Here is a 22,211-nt window from a genome sequence, read left to right as displayed (position 1 = left end):
GGCCCGGGCCACCTCGACGAGCACCACCCGGTCGAGAGCACGCAACACCAGCCCGTGGGCCGGGTCGTTCTCCAGGCGCAGCCGACCGTAGCGATCCATCGTGTCGGCGATGTCGACAAGCAGGGCGTGCGGCACGGCGTAACGGGAGAAGCGAACCAGCGCATCGACAACCTGCTCGGCGTCATGGCCGGCGGCACGGGCGTTCCACAGCGCCAGCGGCGTCACCCGATAGGTGTGCACATGCTCCGGAGACCGTTCGAGCTCGGCGAACGGAGCGATGGCCGACCGCGCCTCGGCAGCACTCGGATGCTCGACCTCAAGCAGCAACGTCTTGTCCGACTGGACGATCAACGGGCCATCCGTCACCCGCCACCGCCCTTTCCGTCCGCCGTAGGTTCCACCGTGGGTATCGACCCATTAGTGAACCACCAACACGAGCCGCCCTGCACCAATCGGTGCGGTGCGAGCCACCGGCGTCGCACCGGCACGATCACACCGGCGGCACGCTGCTCGTTCACCGGCGCCCTTCGACGGTACAGCCGACCACCGACACGGTAACCAGAGGGGCCGAAGCCCGACTGAAACCACCGCGGGTCCCGCAGGCAGGCGGGCACACCGGCACCGGCCCGCCCGGCTCATGGCGGATCGGCGAGATCCTCCGCGGCGGCCGACCAGTCCGCCGCCACCGGCGGCCCGCCGAACGCGTCGTCGATGTCGGCGACGCCGGTCACCCGGTGCAGGACGAAACGACGCGGGCCGGCGCTGAGTTCGTCCCACGCGGTGAGCCAGCCGCCCTCGACAGCGGTGGGCCGCACGATCCGGTCGCTCGGCGCACCCTGCTGGTCGACGTAGCCCAGCAGCACCCGGCGCCGGTCCCGGACGGCTCCCTGCAGCAGCACCAGGATCAACGGCGCGGACCGGGTGAGCCCGACCTCGATGCCGGGAACCTCACCGGCTGCCCGGACCGCCCGTGCGCTGTCGTCGCCTCGGCGGACCAGCCGGACCACGTCGCGCAGCTGGTTGATCCGGGTGCCGGCCACGTCGACCGACGCCACGCGGGGGCGCGCCGGCGTCCGATAGGCGGCGGGCCGGCGCAGCACCACCCGCCCGTCCGGGGCCTCCGCGACCGGTGCGAACCCGGCGGTGCGCAGGCCGACGAGCACCTCCGCGGTCGGCAGTGGGGAGATGACGATCGTCGGCGCGATCCGGCGCAGCCCCAACGCCTGGGTACGCCGGTTGGCGACCACTTCGGCGAGCAGCGCCGTGTCCTCGCAGCGCAGGTAGCTCGCGGCAGGACCAGCCCGCAACCGGCCGTGCCGCCGGGCGGTGTCGTCGATCAGATAGGTGAGGGCCTGCGGCGCCCCGCCTCGACCGAGGCGGGCGAGCATCGCGTGGATGTCCTCCGCCACCAGGCCCGAGTCCAGGCCGCGACGCAGCGAGGCCTCGGAGAACCGGTAGACGGTGGCCGCGCCCGCGGACTCGACGTCCGCCATCCGCGCCAGCTCCGCAGCCACCCGGGGTACCAGCGGGCCCGGGGCAACCGCGGTGAGATTCCCCTGCAGCAGCAGCTCCTCGACCGGCTCGGGCAGCAGCGGCGCGAGCGCGTCGGCGAGCCTGGCGCACAGCGCGGGATCACCAGCCGCCGATCGGCTCGGCACGCCCGCGTTCCGCGCCGGATCGGCGTTCTCCGCGTCGAGCTGGGCGGCGAGTAACCGACCGACCGTGCTCGGCGCGCCCCGGCCGGTCAGCCCAAGCAGCTCGGCCTCGACAATCGTTCCGTCGATCGTCCCGGCAAGCAGCGTTCCGCCGCGCCGCGGCGCTCGCCAGGTCAACAGGGCACGCAACGACTCCGCGGTCGGCACCACCCCGGCGGGCGCCGTGGCCAGCGCCCGCAGGACCTGGGCACGCAGGTCCTGCGCGGCCGGTCGCCGCACGTCCAGCGACAGGGGAGCGATCTGCCGGCCCCGCTCGTCCCGCTCGCCAACCAGCCAGGCGGCGGTCGACGAGCGCAGCCAGCCCTCGACCAGTACGGCCCACCGGGCAGCTACCAGGTCGGTGCCCCAGCGGTCGTAGGCCGTGGTCGGCACGTACTGGACGTCGACCCCCGCGGTCGTGTCGACCAGGCCGGCCGCCGCGGCCAGCTCCACCACGAAGGCCGCGGCCCGCTCGTCGACGTCGAGCAGTTTCGCGGCGGCCCGCAGGTCTCGCACGCTCAACCCGCCGGTGCGCAGCGGGGTGACCGGGCTCGCGCCCCAGGCGTCCAGCAGGGTGGTGACCCACCGGACGAGGGTGTCCGCCGCCAGGGCCGCCGCGGCGTCGGCCGCCGCCACCCCGACGACCTCTCCCTCGACGGCGGGCGGGTGCGGGTGCAGGACCCCGGCCGGATGCTCGCCGCGCACGACCAGCCCAACCTCGCGCGGCAGCTCGACGGTCTCCTCGTCCAATCCGACGAGCAGGCCGCGGGCGAGCAGCTCCTCCACCGGGGTCCGGGCCGCGGGCAACCCCAGCAACCGGCCCGCCTCCGTAGTGGCGCCGAGTGCCGGACCCGCGGCCAGCCGGTCCAGCAGCTGCCGCGCCCGGGAGGAGCAGGCGTCGATCCACTCCCGGACCCGATCCGCGTCCGCGAAGGCGCCGCTCAACGCCTCGATCATCGCTTCCCGGACGGCGAACCCGGTCGCCGTCTCGTCGGCCGCGCCCCGGGGCACCGGCAGGCCGGCCGCGGTCAGGAGCCGGGCGAGCTGGGACTGCCGGTACGTCGTCAGGCAGGCTCGCACGGGACGGCCGAGCCCCAGCGGGCGCACGCCGAGGAGGTCGACGACCATCCCGGTAACCCGCAGCTCGTCGTCGTCGCCCCAGATGAGCCCGAGGTCACGAAGCCGGCCCACCGGCTCGGACACCTCCGGATGCCCGCAGAACCTTGTCAGCTCCGCCAGGGACACCGGCCGGGGAAGGATCGTCAACGCCTCCAGGAGCTCGCAGGCGCCCGTGTCGAGACGTTCCAACGCGCGGGCCACGCTGACCCGGATCTCCAGGCGGGCCGCAAGCACCTCGAAGTCCGGTGGGGGCGGCATCGCCAGGTCCGGCCGTAGGAGGAAGAGCCGGGTCAACGCCTGATCCGGAAGCGCACGCAACCAGTCCACGAGGGTCCCGGGCTGTCCTGAGGCCTCGGTGGCCGGCATCGACACCCTCACGACGGTAGCTGGCGCGGCGCCAGGCCGGCAGGGCGCCGTCGCTCAGCCGGGCCGTGCCGCGTCACCTGGGCGGATGCCGGATTCGCAACCGCGGCGGACACCGGCACCGCGGCGACGGGTGATGGCCCCGCGCGGCAGGTCGTCGTGCCGTCCGGCCGCTCCACCGCCGATCCCGACCCGAGCCGTCCCCACCTGGTCGAGCACCCATCCGCAGCTGGTGTCCCACCGCAGCACCGCGATCGCCGGATCGGTACCGCCCGGCGGGGACAACACCGCGAACGCCCAGTCGGGTGCGCCGGTCGAGGTGCGGATGCCGGTGATGCGCAGACCATCCGGCGACACCCTGGACACCAGCGGGCTGTCGAAGACCGCCGCCGTGATCGCGGCAGCCTCGGCCTCGGTGGGCAGCCGGCCGGGTCCATCGGAGGCGTCCGGGAGCTGCCCGGCCCGGCCGTTGCCGACATGACCCTGCCCGGCCCGGTCCTGACTCACCCGCCCCTGGCCGCCACTGTTCACGGTCAGGGGTGCCGCAGGAGAAGGTGCGGGTCTTGGACGCACGTGGCCTCCCTGGATGCTTTGGCAGGCCAGGACGCGCGCTCGGCCGAACGTCGGCGACCAGGATGCCCGAGACGGGCCTCTTCGCGGCGAGGTCGACGGAATGCGACAGACCTACCGATACCGATTTCACACGCCCGGGGCCATCGGATGCAAGAGGATTCGGCAAACTGGGCGCAACCAATTTCGCCGGGACCGCTTCTCCTGCTCCGCCGGCCCGGATGGTCCGCGTGGCCGAGGATTCGCAGGTTACCCGGACATTGATTCGATCATACTCAATGGAGGCCATAAAGCGACAAGTACGGCAACGATGACAACAATCGCTCTCTGGTCGGCAAACCTCTACGTTGTACGCCATCTTTGCGAACTTTTTGCGGGCCTGAGCCGCGAAGCCCCATCTCCGCCGACGGCGCCCGCCGGGCATGCCCCCGCCGGGCCGCTCCGACGGCCGCGGATCCAGGCAGCATGCCCTGACGACGCCAGGCCCTAAGACGCCAGGCCCTAACGACGCCGGTCGAACTGGTCCACGAGGAAGGACAGATGGTTCACCCGTCCCCAGTCCGCGACCCGGGACATCGTCCCGGCGTCACCGGGCAGGGCCAGTGTCCGGCCGAGCGAGACGCCGACGACGAGGACCGCCACGAGCACCGCCGCCTGAATCGCGCTGAGTACCGGGTTACGGTGCTGGCGGCCCCCTCCGGCCGGGACTCGGGTACGGGCTCGGCTACCGGCCACGCGGCCGTGCGGCCGTGCGGGCGGGCCGGCTCCGGGACGGCGGCGGCGTCACCGGCGGCGGCGTCACCGGCGGCGGCGTCACCGACATCCGGCCCGTCGGCTTCAGGGCTCCCCCGCCGGCCCTGTCCCAGCGGGTCCGCTCGTGGCCGGCCGGAGGCACCGCCCGGTGACATCCGGTTCGAGGGGCGCCAGGGTTCCCCGGCGGTCCGTGGGTCGTCGTCCCTGATCGCGTGCTGGTACCCGGTGAAGCTGACCTCGTCCAGTAGCCCGGAACCCGGCCGAAGCCCGGAACCCGGCCGACCGCCTCCCCGGGAGAAGCCGTCCGGGTCCGGAGGAGATCCCCGGTCCGGCCCGGACGGCGCGCGCGGGTCCGGGGGAGACGAGGAATACGCGGGTCGGTGCCGGAGGTCATCGGCCCCACCCGGCGGGGAGACACCCGCACCGCGCGGGTCATGCCAACCGCCGCGGTGGTCGGGCCGTTCCGCCGGCCCGGGCCTCCTGGCGGATCTCGTCGCCAGCGTGCTGAACGCGACGATCCGACCCTCGGACGGCTGGCGGCGCCGGGGCGCGGCGGTTCCCTCAGCTGCCGGACCCGACCGGATCCGCTCGGTCCGAGCCGCGTTGTCGGGGAGGTCACGCACGGGGTCCGAGAAGTTCCGCGCCGGGTCGTGAACCGGACCGGCGGGTGGGCCGGGATCGGCGCCACCGCCCACCCGACCATGATCTACCCGATCATGATCCGCCCGACTGTGATTCAGTCGCGGCTGCGCGCGTGTGTCACCGTGCGAGTTCCTGCCCTCAGCGACCACCACCCGCCCCTTCCCGCCCCCGGCGCCCAGGCGCCACGTCACCGCACCATCCACCGACGACATGAACAACGCCGACAATCACCACCCTACGAAGGTGGTCCAGGACAATCCCGACACCGACCACGGTCATATATCGCAATCTATCCCAGAGTAGCCCTGCCAACACGAATCGGCACAGTCAGCCCATCGGTGGTCGCACCACTTTTCGGTGTTCCATCGGAACATTCCGCCCAGAACCAGGGCGGGCCGGGCTAACGCTTCTTGACCCGGCACACCCGTTCGAGGATGAGGCCGCCGGTCAGCAGCACCATCGCCGCGGCCAACCCGAGACCCGCGGTGAGCGCGTCGCCCCCCGCGGTCGGGAACTCCCCCGTGCGGGGCATGGTGTAGCCGAACACACCCGCCCAGAGGCCGGCGAGCGCCGCTCCGACGACGGAGCTCGCCTTGGCCAACGCGGCGAGCCGGGCGACCGTGAGCGGGAGGATCGGGCGCGTTCCCGGCCGTCCCTCCAGCCGGCGGCGGGTCAGGGACGCGACCTGGAGCTCGAGGGCGCCGATCATGAGAACCGACACCGACGCCGTTCGCGGCAGCGTGGGAATCGATCGGTACGCCCACCACAGGAGCAGGTACCCGAGTGCCCCGAACGCCACCGCGACCGCGATGAGATCACGCGCCCGGGTCGGTCTCACCTGGCCGCCTCTCCGGCATCACTGCCGCCGACGGCGGGATCGGTGACGGCACCGGCCCTGGGATCCGCCTCGACGACGAGATCCGCCTCGACCACGAGATCCGACAGCGACCACGGGGTCCGGCGCAGACCGGCCGGGTGGTTCCCCACGGCCATCCGGGCGACCAGATCGGCGACCCGCCCGTGCCCAGGCAGCGTCGCCTCGGGATCAACGTCCAGCCAGGGCACGCAGACGAAGGCCCGCAGATGTGCTCGGGGATGCGGCACGAGGATCTCAGGGTCGTCACTGCGCAGGTCACCGACCGCGATGACATCGACGTCGAGCGTTCGCGGGCCCCACCGGACGGCCCGGACCCGCGCGGCCCGTTCCTCCACCTCGCGGACGACCTCGAGCAGATCACGCGGGGGCGCCGGACGCACCAGGACGACGGCGTTCAGGTAGTCGTCCTGCTCGGGTCCACCGACGGGTGCCGTCTCGTACACCGGTGAGCCGGCGAGCACCCCCAGCGCGCGGTCGAGCCGGTGGACGGCGGCGGACAGCCGGCCCAGACGATCACCGAGGTTGGACCCGAGCGACAGCACCGCATGGTCCGGCCGGGTCATCCGATCACCCGCCATCGGTGGCGACCCCCGCGGCCGCGTCCGGCGCGGTCACCGACTCGACGCCGTCGACCCGGTTCCGGACGATCGTCACCGCGACGTCGGCGAACGGAACCGCGATCGGGGCCGCGGGCTTGTGGACAGTCACCTCGGCCCGCATCACCCGACCGTCCCGCAGACAGGCGCGGACGAGTCGATCGGCGAGGGTCTCAATCAGATTCACGGGTTCTCCGGTAACGATCCCGGCAAGGGTCTCGGCAAGCTCGCCGTAGTGCACGGTGCGGGTCACGTCGTCGTGGGACGCTGTCGAGGAGAGGTCGAGCCACAGCGTGGCGTCGACGACGAACTCCTGGCCAAGATCCCGTTCCGCCGCCAGAACCCCGTGGTGGCCGCGAGCCCGCAGCCCCGACAGGGTGATCCGGTCGAGCGACGTGGCCCTCGGTCGGGAGGCGACCTCCGCCGCGGAACCCGTCACCGCGGAACCCACGGAGCCTCCCGGTCTTCCACCCGGCCGGCGTCCACGGCCCAGCCGGGATCGACCTCGGGTCCGTCCCCGGGCCGGTCACCATCGTCCCGCCAGGCGCGCACGACCCGCACGGCGTCGGCGGCCGGCCGGACGGCATGCACCCGCACGCCCCACACCCCGGCCGCGGCCAGCAACGCGGTGGTCGCCTGGGTGGCGTCGTCCCGGTCTGCGACCGGCCGGGCCGAGCCGTTCGCGCCCGCCAGTACCGAGCCGAGAAACGACTTGCGGGACGTGCCGACCAGCAGCGGCCAGCCGAGCGCGAAGAAGGCGTCGATGTGGCGCAGAAGCGTCCAGTTGTGCCGGGCGGTCTTGGCGAAGCCGAGGCCGGGGTCAAGGATGACCCGATCCTCGGCGATCCCGGCGGCCAGCACGGCCTCGAGCCGGTCCACGAGTTCCGAGACCACCTCCGCGACCACGTCGCGGTACACCGCCCGGGACGCCATGTCCGCACTGGTCCCCCGCGCATGCATCAGCACATAGTGCACGCCGCGGTCGGCGACGAGACCGAGCAGATCGGGATCGGCGCCGCCGGACACGTCGTTGACGAGCACTGCCCCGGCGTCGACCGCGGCGGCGGCCACGGAGGCACGGCTGGTGTCGATGCTGACCCGGACGCCCGCGGCGGCGAGCTCGGCCACCACCGGGAGCACGCGACGCATCTCCTCGGCGGCGATGACCCGGGACGCGCCCGGTCGGGTCGACTCGCCACCGACGTCGACGAGATCCGCCCCGTCGTCGACCATCCGCAGCCCGGCCCGGACCGCCTCCAGCGGATCGAGATAGGTACCGCCGTCCGAGAACGAGTCCGGCGTGACGTTGATGACGCCCATCACCCTGGTCAGGCCGCCCGGCACGAGGAGTTCCTCGACGGTCCCGCTCATGGGAGACCTCCACCGGACGTCGCGCCCAGCGGCGCACGGCGGTAGGCGTAGCGGTAGACCGGCCGGAAACCAAGATCGGCGTACAGGCCCCGCGCCGCGGCGCTGATCTCTTCGACCTGCAGATACGCATGAGTGGCGCCTCTGCCCGCCGCCCACTCGGCGAGTGCCGCGATGACCCGGCGGGCCGCGCCCCGGCCACGGGCCACAGGCAGGGTCGCCATGCTGTAGACACCCAGCCAACGGTCGTCCGCGATGCCGCGTCCGACCGCCGCCGGTACGCCGTCCACGGTCAGGGTGATGTAGATGGTGGGCAGCCGCAGCGCCGAGAGCACCGCGAGCGTGCCGGGCCGCTGCACGTTGAATGTCGTCAGCACCTGGCCAGCGACCTCCAGCCACTCATCCGTCGGCGTGGTGGTGACGGTCACCCCCACCGAGCCGGCAGCCGCCGGTGCCCGGTCGGCACCACGCACAAGGTCGGCGAGGGGCGCCGTGCAGACGTCGGTGGGACCGGTGTCGTCGTACCCGGCGGCGTCAAGGACCGCGCCGAGCCCGGTCGGCCGGGAGAAGGGCGCCAGCTGGAAGGTCGGCGGCAGACCGGCGGCGGTGTAGAAATCCCGCACCGTGGCGAGCGCCGCGGCGAGGTCGGGCACGTCACCGCGAGCCCAGACCGAGTTGCCTCGCCGGGACGATCCGGCGGACTCGCGCAGCACCCACCCGGCCCGTTCGACCTGGCGCAACGGCGGCCAGGCCCGGTGCGCCTGGTCATCGAGCTCACGGGCCAGGGACGCGTAGGCGGATGGCAGGTTTGCCCGCGGCCCGACTAGTGGATCGGCGGGACGCCGCGCCACGCGGTCATCAGGCACGGCGCGCCGACCACGGCCGGCCTGGTCGACACCAGCTGCGCGACCTGCCGGCCGGAAAGCACGTCGGGGAGCCATCGATCACAATGCCGAGGCTACCGACCCGAACGCAGGGATGGACGACCCGAACGCAGGGATGGACGCCGGCACCGATCGGACCAACATCGGGCCCCAGCTTCACCTTTTCGGTAATCATGACGAGATGTCATGATTTCAAAGCTATTGCCGCCTCGTTCCCATTCTGGAGCGGACCGACGGCGGGCCGCATCCCGGCCTCCCTCGGCTCGTCGCCCGGGACCCTCCCGGGCCGGGGCGATGATCCGCAAGCCTGCGCCGCGCGATCCTGTCGGTCCTGCCAGCGCCCCCCTTCCTCGTCCCGCCACCGCCGACCGGCGAACTCCACCGCCGCATCGCACCGCCGCCGGCTCGCCCGCCGAACATGATCGGCAGAGGAAACCTCCGGGTAACACCACGCAGAGCCACGATGACAGGAACTTTGCGCACCAACAACCATCACCCTTCGGCGCAGCCTCCCTCCTACTATTGACAAAGCGAGACACGGGCCAGATCCGGTCGGACCGACCAGAGTGACCGGAGCGACCGGCCGGCGGCAGCGAGGCCGTCGCACGACCGCCGGGAGACTTCGGCCGTTGATCGCTGGATCCGGCCGGACCGCCGTCAGGGAGGATGGCGGTCGCGGCACCGATGCGGGCGTGTGGTCTCACTGTGCGCCTCCGGTCGGTCGCTTCTCACAGTGGGCTCTACCCCCCACTACCTTGTCGCCACGGTCACGACCGTGGTGTTATCTGAAGGAAGGACGCGCGGCATGCCGCAGTCGAGCGGATCTTCACCGACGCGCGGGCCCGACCCCGAGGCCTGGGTCCCGACGAGCCGGTCGGCCCCTCTCCCACCCTGGTGGGCGACCACCGAGTCGATCATCATCCCACCGGCGCGCACCCCTCCGGACGACCACCCCGAGGACTACGAGCCGGCGCCGCCGCCCCAGCCTTCGATGACGAAGTCCGCAACGAGCCCCACCGATGTGTCACCAGTACCTGCGGGCACGCCATCCTTCGGCACTGTGAGCGAAGCACCCTTCGGCGCTGTGAGCGGAGCGATCCCGGCGCAGCCGACACCGTCGTCGGCCCCCCACACCACGCGCCTTGGCGCCCCGGCCCCCGGCGCCTCGGACCGCAGACAGTTCCATCGCTATGCGGGAGCGGCGGTCATGACCGCGATCCTCGCCGAGGGACAGATCATGGAGGTCTCGGACGTCCTCGCGGCCAGTCCGGTCCAGCTCGCTCTGGAACGCGCCGACGATCTGCTCGACGACCTCCTCGACGCGCACGAGGCGACCCCACCCGCGCACATCCTGGCCCAGACCGAGCGGTTGCGCCGCGGCTTGGAGCGGCTCAGCCGGCGGTCCATCCCCGCCGGCGACGCCCACCGGCGCGACGTGCTGCGGGGGCGGGTCGCCGTGCTGGGTGCGGATGCGGCCTTCAAACTCGGTGACATCGAGACCGCGCGGTCGCTGACGTCGCTCGGCTTCCAGGCGGGGCGCTCGGTGGGTGAGGGTACGCTTCGCGGCTCGGCCCGGGAAGTCGCGGCCGTCAACGAGTTCTACGCCGGCCGGCCCGACGAGGCGCTCCGCCTTGCCCGGGACGGGCTGACCCACGTCAGTGGCGGTGCCGTGCGGGCCCGACTTGTCTGCCAGGAGGCGCGTGCCCTCGCCGCCCTCGGTGACGTGCGGGGCGCGGCCCAGGCCCTGGACCGGGCGTACGACCTGGCGGACGCCATCCCGGCAGACCGGTGGGGCCGTCCCGGTCCGAGTTTCGACCAGTTCAATCCGGTCGAGGTGCCCTACAACGCCACGACGGCCCTGTGTCTGCTCGGCCGCCCGCAGGCCGCCCAGGAGCACGCGGATCTCGCCATGCCGAAGCTGGACGGGATGAACGCCCCGGGATTCCGGTCGGTGATCCGCCTCGATCTCGCCCTGGCGCTGGCCCGGCAGGGCCGCCTGGAACTCGACCAGGTCTGCGCGCTGGCCACCGAGGCGATCCAGATCTCCTGGGGGCGAACCGTGGCCTCCGTCTCGGGGCGCGCGGATCAGCTGCTCGCGGCCACCCGGCCGCACAGCGAGGTGCACCAGGTGCGGGACCTCGCGGTACTCATCCGGGAGTGGCAGCGCTCCGCGGCGCGGCAGCGGCCCGGCGGGCGCGCGGTTCCCGTGCCGAGCCCGTCGGTCTGACGCCGGCCACCGTACGAGGACCGTACGAGGGTGGAATGCCCGACGGCGGGCGCCCTCCGGCGGGCTCGCCGGACCACGCGCGGTTCACCGCGGAGCGGACTCGCCGCGCCCTCGGCGCGATCTGCGCTGAGGCCGGCCTGGACGACTCGGGCGCCGTGCTGATCAAGAGAACCGTGAACGCGGTGTACCGGCTGCCACGGGCCGGCGCGGTTGTCCGGATCATCGGATCGGCCGCGATGACGCATCGGGTGAGCAAGGTGGTCCGGGTGGCCCGCTGGCTGGCGGAGAACCACGTCCCGGCCGTCCCGGCTGCTCCCCGGCGTGCCGGCCCCGGTCACGGCGGCCGGCTTCCTCGCGACGGTCTGGGCCGACGCGACGCCACCTGGCACCCCGCCCGGCGGCCCGGCACCGGACACCACGGAGCTGGCCGGCGCGCTGCGCGGTCTGCACACTCTGGCGCCGCCGGAACCGCCGCTGCCACGCTGGGATCCCCTCGACGACGTCCGCCGGCGATTATCCGACGCCGAGGCGCTCCCCAAGCCCGACCGCCGTTTCCTGGAGAAGATGACCAGCCGGGTCGCGGCGGCTCTGCCCACCATCCGCTACGCGCTGCCGCGGGTCGTCATACATGGGGACGCGCATCTGGCTAACCTCGTACGGGCCGCGGACGGCCGCGCGCTGCTCTGCGACTTCGACGCTACCTGCCTGGGGCCGGCGGAATGGGACCTGATTCCCGTGGCGGTCGGCCGGCTACGCTTTGGTCATGATCCTCAGGCCCACCTCGACCTGGCCCGGGGCTACGACTTCGACGTCACCACCTGGGACGGGTTCGCCGTCCTGCGGGCGGTCCGGGAACTGAAGCTGGTGACGAGCGTGGTGCCGATCCTGGGGAGCAGCGCGACGGTGGCCGCCCAGTTCCGGGTCAGGATCGACAGCCTGCGCTCCGGCGACACCGGCGTCCGCTGGTCCCCCTACCGTTGACGCCTCCCTCATCACCCTCGCTGTCAGGACCCCGGGGAGGAGACGCCCCCGCCGCCGGCACCACACGAGGCACACCGTTTCCACCGGCCGGGCCGTGCGGTCCACGGAACCACATGTCATTCTGGTCAGACCTGTCGGGCCGGTCCGGCGGGTCACGTCCACGTGCCGGACGCCCGGCTCCGAGCGGGGCTACCGGCGCGGACCACCGTCCTGGGCGTGGTCGTCAGATCACCCCGGCCTCATGGCTTGGGTCGCCCGAACGGAGGGGAGGCCCTTGAACACGACGGAGGGAATGCCCGCCCCGGGGATCAACCAGGTGGTGTGCTGCCCGGAGAACAATCATGAACGATGATCCTCGGGAGATCGGCGCCATCCGGGTCGGCGATGTCGGAGATCGGGACCCCGCGAATCCCGGGCCGCAGGAGCGTGGCGGGCGCGTCGGGTCCCCGCCGCCGACCACCGACAGCCGTCCCGTTCGGCGAGCCGACTGCCGGCAGTGACGGACACCGGCCGGTCGTCTCCCGACCGAGCCGACCCGGGTCACTGGCAGACCGGTCCGGCGCAGCCGCGCTCCGCCGGTGCCACCGGTTGGACGGTCGACGGCCCCTACCGCCCCGAGCCGGCGGCATCCGCCTTCCGGCCGGGCACCGCCGCCCCGACGGCGTCCCCCGCCGTCTCCGACACCTGGCCGTCGATGCGCCGCGTTGATCCGATGTCGGCCACGGGTTCCGAGGCAACAGGTTCCCACCCGGCCGGCTCGGCGGGCTGGACCGATCGGGGCACTCCCGGGTCCGCGGCCATGAACCGTCGAGGCACGGAGAGTGCCAACGACAACGGCAGGATGCTGCCGATCGAGACCCGCACCTTCGATCCGCTACTCGACCAGTTCCCCCCGAATCCGGGCGGAGTGTTCGGTCAAGCGTACCCGCCGCCCCCGCCGGGGGAGACCCGGGCCTGGCGGGGCGATCCGCTGAACCCGCCACCGCCACCGTCCGACCCGTACGCCCAGCCCCCGCCACCGGGCCCGCCACCGGCCCCGCGGGACGAACGCCATGATCCGTGGCGGAGCACGCCGCCGGTGGCGCCGGCAAACTCGTCCGCTCTGGAGGAGACCGCCGCGATGAGACGGGCGGACTTCGACGCCGCCGCCCCCCGACCGGTCGAGAACCGGGAGCAAGGCGGCCCGCGGCCCGCATACTGGCCCGGCCCGCACGCCCACCGAAGCCGGCCGCATCCCCTCCTGGCTGCGCGATCCCGGTCCCGCCGGGTCGCCCGGCGGCCCGGCGGGACCGGGTCCCCGGGAGACGGGTCCCCGGGAACCGGGAAACGGCCGGGCGGGGCTCGCCACCAGCGCACTGCTGCCCGCTCCCCCAGAGACGGCGTCCCGCGGCTGGCGCAGGCTCGTGTACCAGGTCTCGGCGGGCGCGGTGAACCCCGGTCCGTCCCCCGACGAGGTTCGCGACCGCCGGCTCCTCGCGCGCATCCGGAACCCGCTGCACGGCTGTCACCGCATCGCGGTGATATCCCTCAAGGGCGGCGTCGGCAAGACCACGACGACGGTGGCGGTCGGCTCCACGCTGGCCAGCCTGCGCGATGACCGGGTGGTGGCGATCGACGCGAACCCGGACCGTGGCACCTGGGTTCCAGGGTGCCACGCACCTCCGCCCACACGGTGCGCGAGCTGCTGGCGGACGCTCCGCGTCTGCACCGGTACGTGGACGTCCGCAGGTACCTGTCACAGGCCGACTCGAGGCTGGAGGTGCTGGCGTCGGCCAACGATCCGGAGCTGTCGGACACCTTCGGGGACGCCGACTACCGGGCAGTCGACGATCTGCTGCAACGACACTACTCGATCCTGTTGACCGACTGTGGGACGGGCATCCTGCACAGTGCGATGCACGGGGTGCTGGAGCTGGCCGACACGCTGGTGATCGTGAGCAGCGCCAGCGCCGACGGCGGGTCCAGCGCGAGCGCCACTCTCGACTGGTTGGACGCGCATGGCTACTCCGACCATGTCCGCGAGGCGGTCGCCGTGATCTCGATGTTCCCCGTCCAGGGCGAGCGGGTCGACGTCGACACGCTGGAACGGCATTTTGAAGCCCGGACGCGACGGGTGGTCCGGGTCCCGTTCGACCCGCATCTGGCCGACGGGGGACGGATCGTGCTGTCGAGCCTGAAACGGGAGACGCGGGCGGCCTATCGGGAGATCGCCGGCGCGGTGGCCGAACGCTTCGGCGAGGAACGCCGCGGCTACCCGGGCGGCTGACGCCGCTGGCACCGCCGGCTGCCTCAGCACCTCAGCGGCCCAGCACCGCCACCGCCGTCCGCACGCCGGGACGACGCAGTTGCCGGGCGATGGTGGTCCGTCCCTCGATGAGCCGGGTGAACAGCCCGAAGGCGCCCGGGCCCGCCATGACCGTGTGCATCGCGCCCGGCCGGCGGGTGAACGCGGCCAGGACCTCTCGTCCCGCCGCCATCTCGGGGCCCAGGATCGTCTCGACGCGCGCGGGATAGGCGGCCAAGGCGTCGAGCGCCGTGGCACCCGGGCTAGGCGCCGTGGTACCCGGGCCAGTCGGCCTTGTATCCGTGACCCCCCTGGCCCGGGTCACGCCCGCCCTCGCGTGACCGACACCCACACTCGCCGCGGCGGCCGCCTCCCCGGCGAGCCGACCCGACCGTAATGCGAACGAGATGCCTTCGCGTGTCCACGGATCCAGGAGCCCGGCTGCGTCCCCCGCGACCAATACCCGGCCCCGACGCAGCGGGGAGCCGACGGCCCGCACCCGGGTGAGATGTCCGGAGTCATGCTGGCGCGGCAGGTCGGTGAGCCCGAGCCGGTCGACGAACCGGGTGTAATAGGCGCGCAGCGCGGCGCCCTCGGCACGATCACCGATCACGCCGACCGTGAGCACCCGTCCCTTGGGAAACACCCACCCGTAGGAACCCGGCACCGGCCCCCAGTCGATGAGCATGCGCCCGGCCCATCGCGCGGCACGCGCCGGGTCGGCGACAAACTCGCCCTCCAGGCCGACGTCGACCTGGTCACAGCGGACACCGGCATAGGTGCCACAACGACCCGAGGTGCCGTCCGCACCCACCACCACCCGAGCGCGCAGGCCCGCCCCCGCGCGGAGACGCACGGTCACCCAACCGTCATCCTGATCCCCGGCGTCCTCTGCGATCCCGGCCTCGCCCGGCCCGGTCACATCCCGACCGCTCTCGGTCAGCCCCACCACGTGCGCACCGGTCCGCACGGTCGCGCCGGCCGCAGCCGCCGCGGCCAGGAGAGCGGCGTCCAGATCGGATCGCATCACCATCGACATCCAGGGACGGCCGCCGGACCGGCCGCGGGTGACCTCGAAGCGGCCGTCCCAGGTCATCGTCAGCGAGCTGACGCTGGCTCGGACCAGACCGGTCAGTTCGGTGCCGAGATAATCCGCCGAAAGGCCGACCAGGCCGCCACCGCAGGTCTTGTAGCGAGGTACCGCCGAGCGTTCGAGCACGCACACCCGGGCCCCGGCGTTCGCCGCCGCCCGCGCCGCGCTGCCACCGGCCGGGCCCGCCCCGACGACAATGACGTCAAAGGTGTTCTCCGGATCGTCAACCCTGCTCACGGCGCTTCATCCTCCCGGACACCGCACCCCCACCCCGACACCGCACCCCACCCCGACACCGCGGTCTGGCGCCGACGCCGTCAGCGCAGGGTGAGGCTGCGTCCAACAAGACCCGCCCGCACCCGGCGTTCGTGCGCGGTCAGTGCCGTGGTGTCGGCCAGTGCCCGTTGATAGGCCACCCGCAGCGCGGCGGCCGGCTCCTCACAGCGGTCCGCCTCGCTTCCGGGCGCGAGATCCCAGACGGGAACGACGAGCCCGTCGGCGCGGAAGAACCCGATGAACCTGGAGCCCTCCCCCACCGTGAGACGTTCGGCCGCAGCCAGGCGAGCCAGCGCATCCAGCAACGCCTCCTCGGTGGGGGCGACGTCGGCGCCCGCGCCGATGGGAGCGACCGCCTCGGCCTCGGAGCCGGTGCCCGCCGCAGTACCCGCCGCGCCCGGCCAGGCCAGCGGAAGCGCCCACCGCAGGTGCCAGCGGTCACCGGGGTAGCACCAGTAGGCGGCCGGCACCGAGGTGAGCCGGACGGTGGGCACCACGGTGGCGTTGGCGCGCTCCAGCATCACCGCCACCTCCTGGTTCGGACCGCTCTCCTCGTCCGACGGTGGCAGCCACCATCCGAACCCGGAATGAACGGTGATGCCCAGGGGTGCCGGGTCCAGCAGGTCGGTGAGCCGGGGCAACCCGGCGAGTCCCGCGGGCAGTTGTTCCACGAGGCGCGGCGCGGAGGCAGGCGGGATGTCGATCACACTCCCCGGCTCAGCGGCGAGTGCGGCGAGCAGGGCACCGGCGACATCCCGCGATGCGTCCAGACCCGGAAGGGCGATCTGCAGGGCGACCAGGATTTCGCCGTCCTCGCGCACCAGGGCGGGGGCGGCCTGCGGCAGCATCGTGCAGAGCGTGATGCGCCGGTCGGCGTGCTCAGGATGGTCGGCGAGGTAGGCCGCCGCCAGGGTCAGCGGCGCGGTGGCGCTGGGCACCAGCTCCCGCAGGGCGACCAGGTCCGGCTCGTCGCGGCGGCCCGCGAACGGGCGCAGCACGGGAGCCGGCCGGTTCCGCTCGCCGTGGCACGCCTTGTAACGACGGCCCGACCCGCAGGGACAGGGTTCCCGCGGTCCGACGGCAGGGATGGCCCCATCGGATCCGTGGACAGACGGGCGGCGACGGCTCCGTGCGGCTCCCCCGCCAGAGCCGGGCGTGGCGACTCGTGCCGGGCGGGTGCCGGGACGCTGGGGTGCGGGTCGGCGAGCGATCACGACCTCCTGGGGTAGAGGCCGTCACGCGCGGTCATGGACTTCCTGCGGGTAAGGCTAAGCCATGGTCGGCGGATGACGAGGGTGCCGGGTGGCGGCCGCGCCCGTGGCACACACCACCGCTCCCGTCGCGGGAGCGGGCCCCGTCGTAGGAGCGGGCCGACGGAGAGCCGACAGCCGACAGATCCGGTCGACGACAGATGCATCCCCGGCATCTCGGGCGCCCATTCAGGGATAACCCTCTTCCACGGCAGGGACTATCCCGTCACTGCGGAACCATTACCACGGATACCGCACGCGGCCCCCTCCTCAATGGGCACGATGAACACAGCCGTTCGGCGGACGGGCCCTGGCGGGACTGATGGCGAGCATCATCGACGCTCGTCCGCAAGCCACCGTCACCGTGGCGGCACATCCAGGAAGACGACGCCGCGGGAACCGGTGAAAGGCTGCTCGACAGGCGGCGCCCGCGGCATTCATCTCGATATATGGGGGGTCGGTGGCGAAGGTCGTCGTTGCCGGCGGGGGCATTGCTGGGATCGCCTGCGCCAGCACACTGCTAGCCGAGGGAATCACCGTGGATGTCCGTGACCGGGGCCGCGTGATCGGCGGACGGATGGCCTCACGGTGGATAGACGGGCGCATCGTGGACTCCGGCGCGTCGTACTTCACCGCCACCTCGCCGGAGTTCCGCGAAGTCGTGGACGATTGGTTCATCCGTGGCCTGGTACGCCCCTGGACGCACCGAATGTCGGTAATCAGTGGACCGACCGCCACCTTGGCCGAGCCGCGTTCCGGCCCGCTGCGGTACGCCGCCCCACGCGGGCTGCGTTCCCTGGTCGCCGACCTCGCGTCCCGCGCCGGGGTGCAGGTCGCGCAGTCCACGCCGATCCGCCGGATCACCCCGGGTCCCCGCGTCAACGACGAGGCCGCCGACGCGGTGGTCCTCGCGATGCCCGACCCGCAGGCGCTGCGCCATCTCGACCCGGCCTGCACCGAGGAGCGGGCGCAGCTCGCCGACCGCCCCTGGTCGCCGGTGCTGGCGCTGCTCGCCGGCTGGCCCTACCGGTGCTGGGCACCGATCGACGGAGCCTTCGTCCACGACGACGATCCGATCGCCTGGATCGCCGACGACGGCCGTCGCCGGGGTGACAGTGCCGCCGTCCTGGTCGCCCACTCGACGCCGGATTTCGCGCGGGCGCGGCTGGCCGACCCCGCGGCGGCCGGGCCCGATCTCGTCGCGGCACTACGGCGCCTGCTCACCATCACGGTGCAACCCAGTTGGACGTACGTGCAAAGGTGGACCTTCGCCCGCCCGGACCGTCCGCACGAACAGCCGTACTACCTGTCCGGCAGTGGGATCGGGCTCGCCGGCGACGGCCGGGGAACACCGAAGATCGAGAATGCCTGGCACTCGGGCACCGAGCTGGGCCGAGCCCTCGCCGCCCGATTGAGATAACCGATTACGATGACCGATGGCATGTGACCGGATCGAGCCTGCGCCAGCGTAGGTCGTTCGGTTGATGATGCGTGACGCGGGTACACCCTCCGGCATGGAGATCAAAGTAAGCCTGTCGTTGCCCCACGATGAGATCTCCATACCCGTAGTTCGACGTATCTGCACGCAGTCCCTGAAAGTCCTGGGCGTCAGCCAAGAATGCATTTACGATGTTGAACTTGCATTGACAGAAGCGTGCGACAATGTTCTTCTACATGCCCATGACAGCGACGAGTACGAGGTTTTGGTGGGAGTGGACAACGAAGTCGCCATCATCGAGGTGAGCGATCGCGGCGACGGTTTCGACGGCATGGATAATCTCGATCGGACGGCCCGCCAGAACAGCGATTTCCCCAGGCCGGAAAATGTTCCCGAGCAAGGCCGTGGCATCTTTCTCATGCGCGCTCTGATGGACCGGGTGCAGTTCCACCAGGTGGACGGCCCCCATCGGGGCACCCGCGTGCATCTGGAGAAGACTCTCACCTGGGAGGAGATCGCTCCCGGGGAGCGGCTGAGCCGGGCGCGGACGGGGCCCTGGCCCGCTGCCCGCCCGGAGGTGGCCGAGGGCATCCATCCGGTCTGACGTCTCCCGCCGTCCCCCGCCGACTCCCTTCGTCGATCGGCCGACTCCCTTCCTCGACCGGCCGCCCCACAATCCGACCGGCTACGCTGACGGGAGTGGACTCCGAGGGATCTGGGCGGGTATCGCGATGGGTGTGGTAGTGACCGAGGCGGCCCCGCCCGCCCGGATCGGGATCGTCACCTTCCCCGGCTCCCTCGACGACCGGGACACGGCGCTCGCAGTGCGGGCCGCCGGTGCCGAACCGGTCTCCCTCTGGCATGGCGACAGCGATCTCGCCGGCGTCAATGCCGTCATCCTGCCCGGCGGATTCTCCTACGGTGACTACCTGCGCGCCGGTGCGATAGCCCGGTTCTCGCCCATGGTGGCGGCCCTCGTCCCGGCGGCCCGCGCGGGCCTGCCGATTCTCGGCATCTGCAACGGGTTTCAGGTGCTCTGCGAGGCCGGCCTGCTCCCCGGGGCATTGACTCGCAACGTGGGACTGCACTTCGTCTGCCGCGACCAGCGGTTGCGGGTCGAGGCGCCGGGCACTGCCTGGACCCGCGGCTACCAGGACGGCGAGGAGATCGTCATCCCGGTGAAGCACGGGGATGGTCGCTATGTCGCGGCCCCGGGCGTGCTCGCCGAACTCGAGGCGGCCGGGCGGGTTGTGGTGCGCTACGTCGGCGGGAATCCCAACGGGTCGGCCGCCGACATCGCCGGGATCTGTAACGAGAGCCGGACGATCGTGGGCCTGATGCCGCATCCCGAGCACGCTGTTGACGACCTCACCGGCCCTGGGGTCGGCGGGCTTCGCATGTTCACCTCGGTACTGTCCGGCGTTTTGTCGGCTTTTTCCTCTTAAAGAGGGATTTTTGGTTACGAAGGGGTCTCCTTGTCCGCCCGGGAGCCCGGATCAGGGGATATCGGCGAGGATGGGAGGGTGACCGGCAACCCCGCCGCCCCCGCGGCCACCTCCGTGAGTCCCCCCGCCGAGCAGCCCTACCGGGAGCTGGGGCTCACCGACGACGAGTACGCCCTGATCATCGCGACCCTCGGTCGCCGGCCCAGCGACGCCGAACTCGCGATGTACTCGGTGATGTGGAGCGAGCACTGCTCCTACAAGTCCTCCAAGGTGCATCTGCGGCAGTTCCGGGATACCCCGTCGACGGACCGGCTGCTGGTGGGCATGGGGGAGAACGCGGGCGTCGTCGACGTCGGCGAGGGGCTGGCGGTCACCTTCAAGATCGAGTCGCACAACCACCCCAGCTTCGTCGAGCCGTACCAGGGGGCCGCGACGGGTGTAGGCGGCATCGTCCGCGACATCCTGACCATGGGGGCCCGCCCGATCGGCGTGCTCGACCCGCTGCGCTTCGGCGAGGCCGACGCTGCGGACACCGCCCGGGTCCTGCCCGGGGTCGTCGCCGGCATCGGTGGCTACGGCAACTGCCTCGGCCTGCCCACCATCGGCGGCGAGGTCGTCTTCGACCCGACCTACGCGGGTAACCCGCTGGTCAACGCCCTGTGCGTCGGGGTCATGCCGGTCGATCGGGTGCAGACGTCGGCGGCGACCGGGGTCGGCAACGCCGTCGTCCTGCTCGGCGCCAAGACCGGCCGGGACGGCATCGGCGGCGTCTCGATACTGGCGTCGGCGACCTTCGACGAGGGCGGCGGCCCGGCCCGGCGGCCCTCGGTGCAGGTCGGCGACCCGTTCACCGAGAAGATCTTGATCGAGGCCTGCCTGGAGCTGTTCGACCGCAAGCTCGTCACCGGCATCCAGGATCTCGGCGGCGCCGGGCTGACCTGCGCGCTGACCGAGACCACCGCCGCGGGCATCGCCACCGGCCAGCCCGGCGGCATGGAGGTCGACCTCGACCTCGTGCCCCTGCGCGAGGCGTCGATGGCCGCGCACGAGATCCTCGCGAGCGAGTCCCAGGAGCGCATGCTGGCGATCGTCACGCCCGAGGCGCTGCCCGAGGTTCTCGCCCTCGCCGAGCGCTGGGGTGTGCTCGCGACCAGGATCGGCACCGTCACCAACAGCGGTCGGCTGACCGTACGCTGGCATGGCGAGGTCGTCGTCGACGTTCCGCCCGGATCACTCGCCGACGATGGCCCAGTCTACGAGCGCCCTCTGCGCCGCCCGGTCGACTTCGACCTGGTCCGGGCGGACGCGCCCACGCCCGCCCGGCTCGCCCGGCCACGGACCGGGCCGGAGCTGCGGGAGACCCTGCTGCGGCTGGTCGCCTCCCCGAACCTGTGCTCGCGGGCCTGGGCGACCAACCAGTACGACCGGTACGTGCAGGCGGGCACCGTGCTCGCCCAGCCGGAGGACGCGGGCGTGCTCCGGCTGTCGGCGGCCACCGGCCTGGGGATCGCGCTCGCCACCGACGGCAACGGGCGGTACGCACGGCTCGACCCGTTCGCCGGCACCCAGCTCGCCCTGGCGGAGGCGTGCCGCAACGTGGCCGCCACCGGATCGGTGCCGATCGCGGTGACGAACTGCCTGAACTTCGGCTCCCCCGAGGATCCCGAGGTGATGTGGCAGTTCGCCCAGGCGTGCGCGGGCCTCGCCGAGGGCTGCCGGCGGCTCGGCCTCCCGGTGACGGGCGGCAACGTCTCGTTTTACAACCAGACCGGCTCGACGCCGATCCATCCGACCCCGGTGATCGGGGTACTCGGCCTGTTCGACGACGTCACTCGCCGGACGCCCATCGGCTTCGCCGAGGAGGGAGACGTCCTGATCCTGCTCGGCGACACCGCCGACGAATTCGGCGGCTCGGAGTGGGCGTGGGTGACGCATCGCCATCTCGGCGGCGAGCCGCCGGCCGTCGACTTCGCCCGGGAAAAGCTGCTCGGCGAGATCCTCGTCGCCGGTTCCCGCGACGGCATGCTCACCGCCGCGCACGACCTCTCCGACGGTGGGCTCGCCCAGGCGCTCGTCGAGTCGTGCCTGCGCGGCGGGCACGGCGCCCGGATCATCCTGCCGGCCGGATCAGACCCGTTCGTCGAGCTGTTCAGCGAGTCGGCCGGCCGCGCCGTCGTCGCGGTGCCCCGCACAGAGGAACTGCGCTTCACCGGCATGTGCGAGGTGCGGGGCCTGCCGTGGCGGCGCGTCGGTGTCGTCGACGGGGACACCCTCGACGTACAGGACGCCTTCACCGTCGGCCTCGACGAGCTGCGCGCGGCGCACGAGGGAACGCTGCCGGCGCTGTTCGG

At 72.5% G+C, this 22,211-nt stretch carries 19 protein-coding genes and 1 pseudogene; 8 read left to right on the top strand and 12 right to left on the bottom strand.

Annotation, left to right across the window (positions count from 1 at the left end; all coding sequences use genetic code 11):
- The 9 genes from AC08OQ_RS06345 to AC08OQ_RS06305 form a co-directional block, all read right to left on the bottom strand.
- Nucleotides 1-366 (bottom strand): helicase-associated domain-containing protein (locus tag AC08OQ_RS06345; RefSeq protein WP_476611941.1); only part of this gene is annotated, 366 nt, incomplete at its 3' end.
- Between the two features lie 269 nt (nt 367-635).
- Complete coding sequence (locus AC08OQ_RS06340; protein ID WP_476601378.1) at nt 636-3,179, bottom strand: helicase-associated domain-containing protein; 2,544 nt, start codon at nt 3,177-3,179, stop codon at nt 636-638.
- Between the two features lie 54 nt (nt 3,180-3,233).
- Nucleotides 3,234-3,749, bottom strand: a complete 516-nt coding sequence (locus tag AC08OQ_RS06335) for a hypothetical protein (RefSeq protein ID WP_476594446.1) — start codon at nt 3,747-3,749, stop codon at nt 3,234-3,236.
- A gap of 498 nt (nt 3,750-4,247) precedes the next feature.
- The gene (locus tag AC08OQ_RS06330; RefSeq protein ID WP_476599569.1) at nt 4,248-4,481 is read right to left on the bottom strand and encodes a hypothetical protein; all 234 of its coding nucleotides are present in this window, start codon (nt 4,479-4,481) and stop codon (nt 4,248-4,250) included.
- A gap of 1,060 nt (nt 4,482-5,541) precedes the next feature.
- Nucleotides 5,542-5,979, bottom strand: a complete 438-nt coding sequence (locus AC08OQ_RS06325) for a DUF3180 domain-containing protein (protein WP_476593694.1) — start codon at nt 5,977-5,979, stop codon at nt 5,542-5,544.
- Complete coding sequence (gene folK, locus AC08OQ_RS06320) at nt 5,976-6,581, bottom strand: 2-amino-4-hydroxy-6-hydroxymethyldihydropteridine diphosphokinase (protein WP_462203618.1); 606 nt, start codon at nt 6,579-6,581, stop codon at nt 5,976-5,978. The genes AC08OQ_RS06325 and folK overlap by 4 nt, the downstream gene beginning before the upstream one ends.
- 4 nt (nt 6,582-6,585) lie before the next feature.
- Complete coding sequence (folB, locus tag AC08OQ_RS06315) at nt 6,586-7,053, bottom strand: dihydroneopterin aldolase (RefSeq protein ID WP_476599565.1); 468 nt, start codon at nt 7,051-7,053, stop codon at nt 6,586-6,588.
- Complete coding sequence (folP, locus tag AC08OQ_RS06310) at nt 7,050-7,985, bottom strand: dihydropteroate synthase (RefSeq protein ID WP_476599563.1); 936 nt, start codon at nt 7,983-7,985, stop codon at nt 7,050-7,052. The genes folB and folP overlap by 4 nt, the downstream gene beginning before the upstream one ends.
- Nucleotides 7,982-8,833: a GNAT family N-acetyltransferase gene (locus AC08OQ_RS06305; RefSeq protein ID WP_476604906.1), complete on the bottom strand. Its 852-nt coding sequence runs from the start codon at nt 8,831-8,833 to the stop codon at nt 7,982-7,984. Before AC08OQ_RS06305 ends, folP begins: the two co-directional genes overlap by 4 nt.
- An 838-nt stretch (nt 8,834-9,671) precedes the next feature.
- Between AC08OQ_RS06305 and AC08OQ_RS06300 the strand changes: the two genes are divergently transcribed.
- Nucleotides 9,672-11,093 (top strand): hypothetical protein, encoded by a 1,422-nt coding sequence (locus AC08OQ_RS06300; RefSeq protein WP_476599559.1) that lies wholly within the window; start codon nt 9,672-9,674, stop codon nt 11,091-11,093.
- A 321-nt stretch (nt 11,094-11,414) separates the two neighbouring features.
- Nucleotides 11,415-12,074 (top strand): phosphotransferase family protein, encoded by a 660-nt coding sequence (locus AC08OQ_RS06295; RefSeq protein ID WP_476599557.1) that lies wholly within the window; start codon nt 11,415-11,417, stop codon nt 12,072-12,074.
- Nucleotides 12,075-12,680: 606 nt separating this feature from the next.
- On the opposite strand, the gene AC08OQ_RS06290 is transcribed toward AC08OQ_RS06295, so the two are convergent.
- Entirely contained in the window at nt 12,681-12,938 is a 258-nt protein-coding gene (locus AC08OQ_RS06290; RefSeq protein ID WP_462186138.1) for a hypothetical protein, read from the bottom strand.
- Nucleotides 12,939-13,477: 539 nt separating this feature from the next.
- Here AC08OQ_RS06290 and AC08OQ_RS06285 point away from each other — a divergent pair.
- Both AC08OQ_RS06285 and AC08OQ_RS06280 read left to right on the top strand, forming a co-directional pair.
- Nucleotides 13,478-13,648 (top strand): annotated as a pseudogene (locus AC08OQ_RS06285) (ParA family protein); the annotation flags it as partial.
- A gap of 74 nt (nt 13,649-13,722) precedes the next feature.
- The gene (locus tag AC08OQ_RS06280; protein ID WP_476599571.1) at nt 13,723-14,340 is read left to right on the top strand and encodes a MinD/ParA family ATP-binding protein; all 618 of its coding nucleotides are present in this window, start codon (nt 13,723-13,725) and stop codon (nt 14,338-14,340) included.
- Between the two features lie 31 nt (nt 14,341-14,371).
- Here the strand turns inward: AC08OQ_RS06280 and AC08OQ_RS06275 are convergent, their stop codons facing one another.
- Together AC08OQ_RS06275 and AC08OQ_RS06270 are read right to left on the bottom strand one after the other, a co-directional pair.
- A complete protein-coding gene (locus AC08OQ_RS06275) occupies nt 14,372-15,688 on the bottom strand; it encodes a geranylgeranyl reductase family protein (protein ID WP_476599555.1) in 1,317 nt (438 codons plus the stop codon).
- Between the two features lie 80 nt (nt 15,689-15,768).
- The gene (locus tag AC08OQ_RS06270) at nt 15,769-16,941 is read right to left on the bottom strand and encodes a DUF5926 family protein (RefSeq protein WP_476599553.1); all 1,173 of its coding nucleotides are present in this window, start codon (nt 16,939-16,941) and stop codon (nt 15,769-15,771) included.
- Nucleotides 16,942-17,437: 496 nt separating this feature from the next.
- Between AC08OQ_RS06270 and AC08OQ_RS06265 the strand changes: the two genes are divergently transcribed.
- The 4 genes from AC08OQ_RS06265 to purL form a co-directional block, all read left to right on the top strand.
- Complete coding sequence (locus AC08OQ_RS06265; RefSeq protein ID WP_476599551.1) at nt 17,438-18,397, top strand: NAD(P)/FAD-dependent oxidoreductase; 960 nt, start codon at nt 17,438-17,440, stop codon at nt 18,395-18,397.
- A 64-nt stretch (nt 18,398-18,461) separates the two neighbouring features.
- The gene (locus AC08OQ_RS06260) at nt 18,462-19,019 is read left to right on the top strand and encodes an ATP-binding protein (RefSeq protein ID WP_462186132.1); all 558 of its coding nucleotides are present in this window, start codon (nt 18,462-18,464) and stop codon (nt 19,017-19,019) included.
- A gap of 127 nt (nt 19,020-19,146) precedes the next feature.
- Nucleotides 19,147-19,860: a phosphoribosylformylglycinamidine synthase subunit PurQ gene (gene purQ, locus AC08OQ_RS06255; protein ID WP_462203505.1), complete on the top strand. Its 714-nt coding sequence runs from the start codon at nt 19,147-19,149 to the stop codon at nt 19,858-19,860.
- A 78-nt stretch (nt 19,861-19,938) separates the two neighbouring features.
- A partial coding sequence (gene purL / locus AC08OQ_RS06250; protein ID WP_476604907.1) for a phosphoribosylformylglycinamidine synthase subunit PurL occupies nt 19,939-22,211 on the top strand: 2,273 nt, incomplete at its 3' end.

This window comes from Frankia sp. CcCS3 (assembly GCF_977927575.1).
This window is presented reverse-complemented; position numbering and strand designations above follow the sequence as displayed.

Excerpts from the sequence above, each read along its gene's own strand:
- AC08OQ_RS06340 (WP_476601378.1), bottom strand. The coding sequence starts at position 3,179 with ATGCCGGCCACCGAGGCCTCAGGACAGCCCGGGACCCTCGTGGACTGG.
- folK (WP_462203618.1), bottom strand. The coding sequence starts at position 6,581 with ATGACCCGGCCGGACCATGCGGTGCTGTCGCTCGGGTCCAACCTCGGT.
- folP (WP_476599563.1), bottom strand. The coding sequence starts at position 7,985 with ATGAGCGGGACCGTCGAGGAACTCCTCGTGCCGGGCGGCCTGACCAGG.
- AC08OQ_RS06300 (WP_476599559.1), top strand. The coding sequence starts at position 9,672 with ATGCCGCAGTCGAGCGGATCTTCACCGACGCGCGGGCCCGACCCCGAG.
- AC08OQ_RS06260 (WP_462186132.1), top strand. The coding sequence starts at position 18,462 with ATGATGCGTGACGCGGGTACACCCTCCGGCATGGAGATCAAAGTAAGC.
- purQ (WP_462203505.1), top strand. The coding sequence starts at position 19,147 with ATGGGTGTGGTAGTGACCGAGGCGGCCCCGCCCGCCCGGATCGGGATC.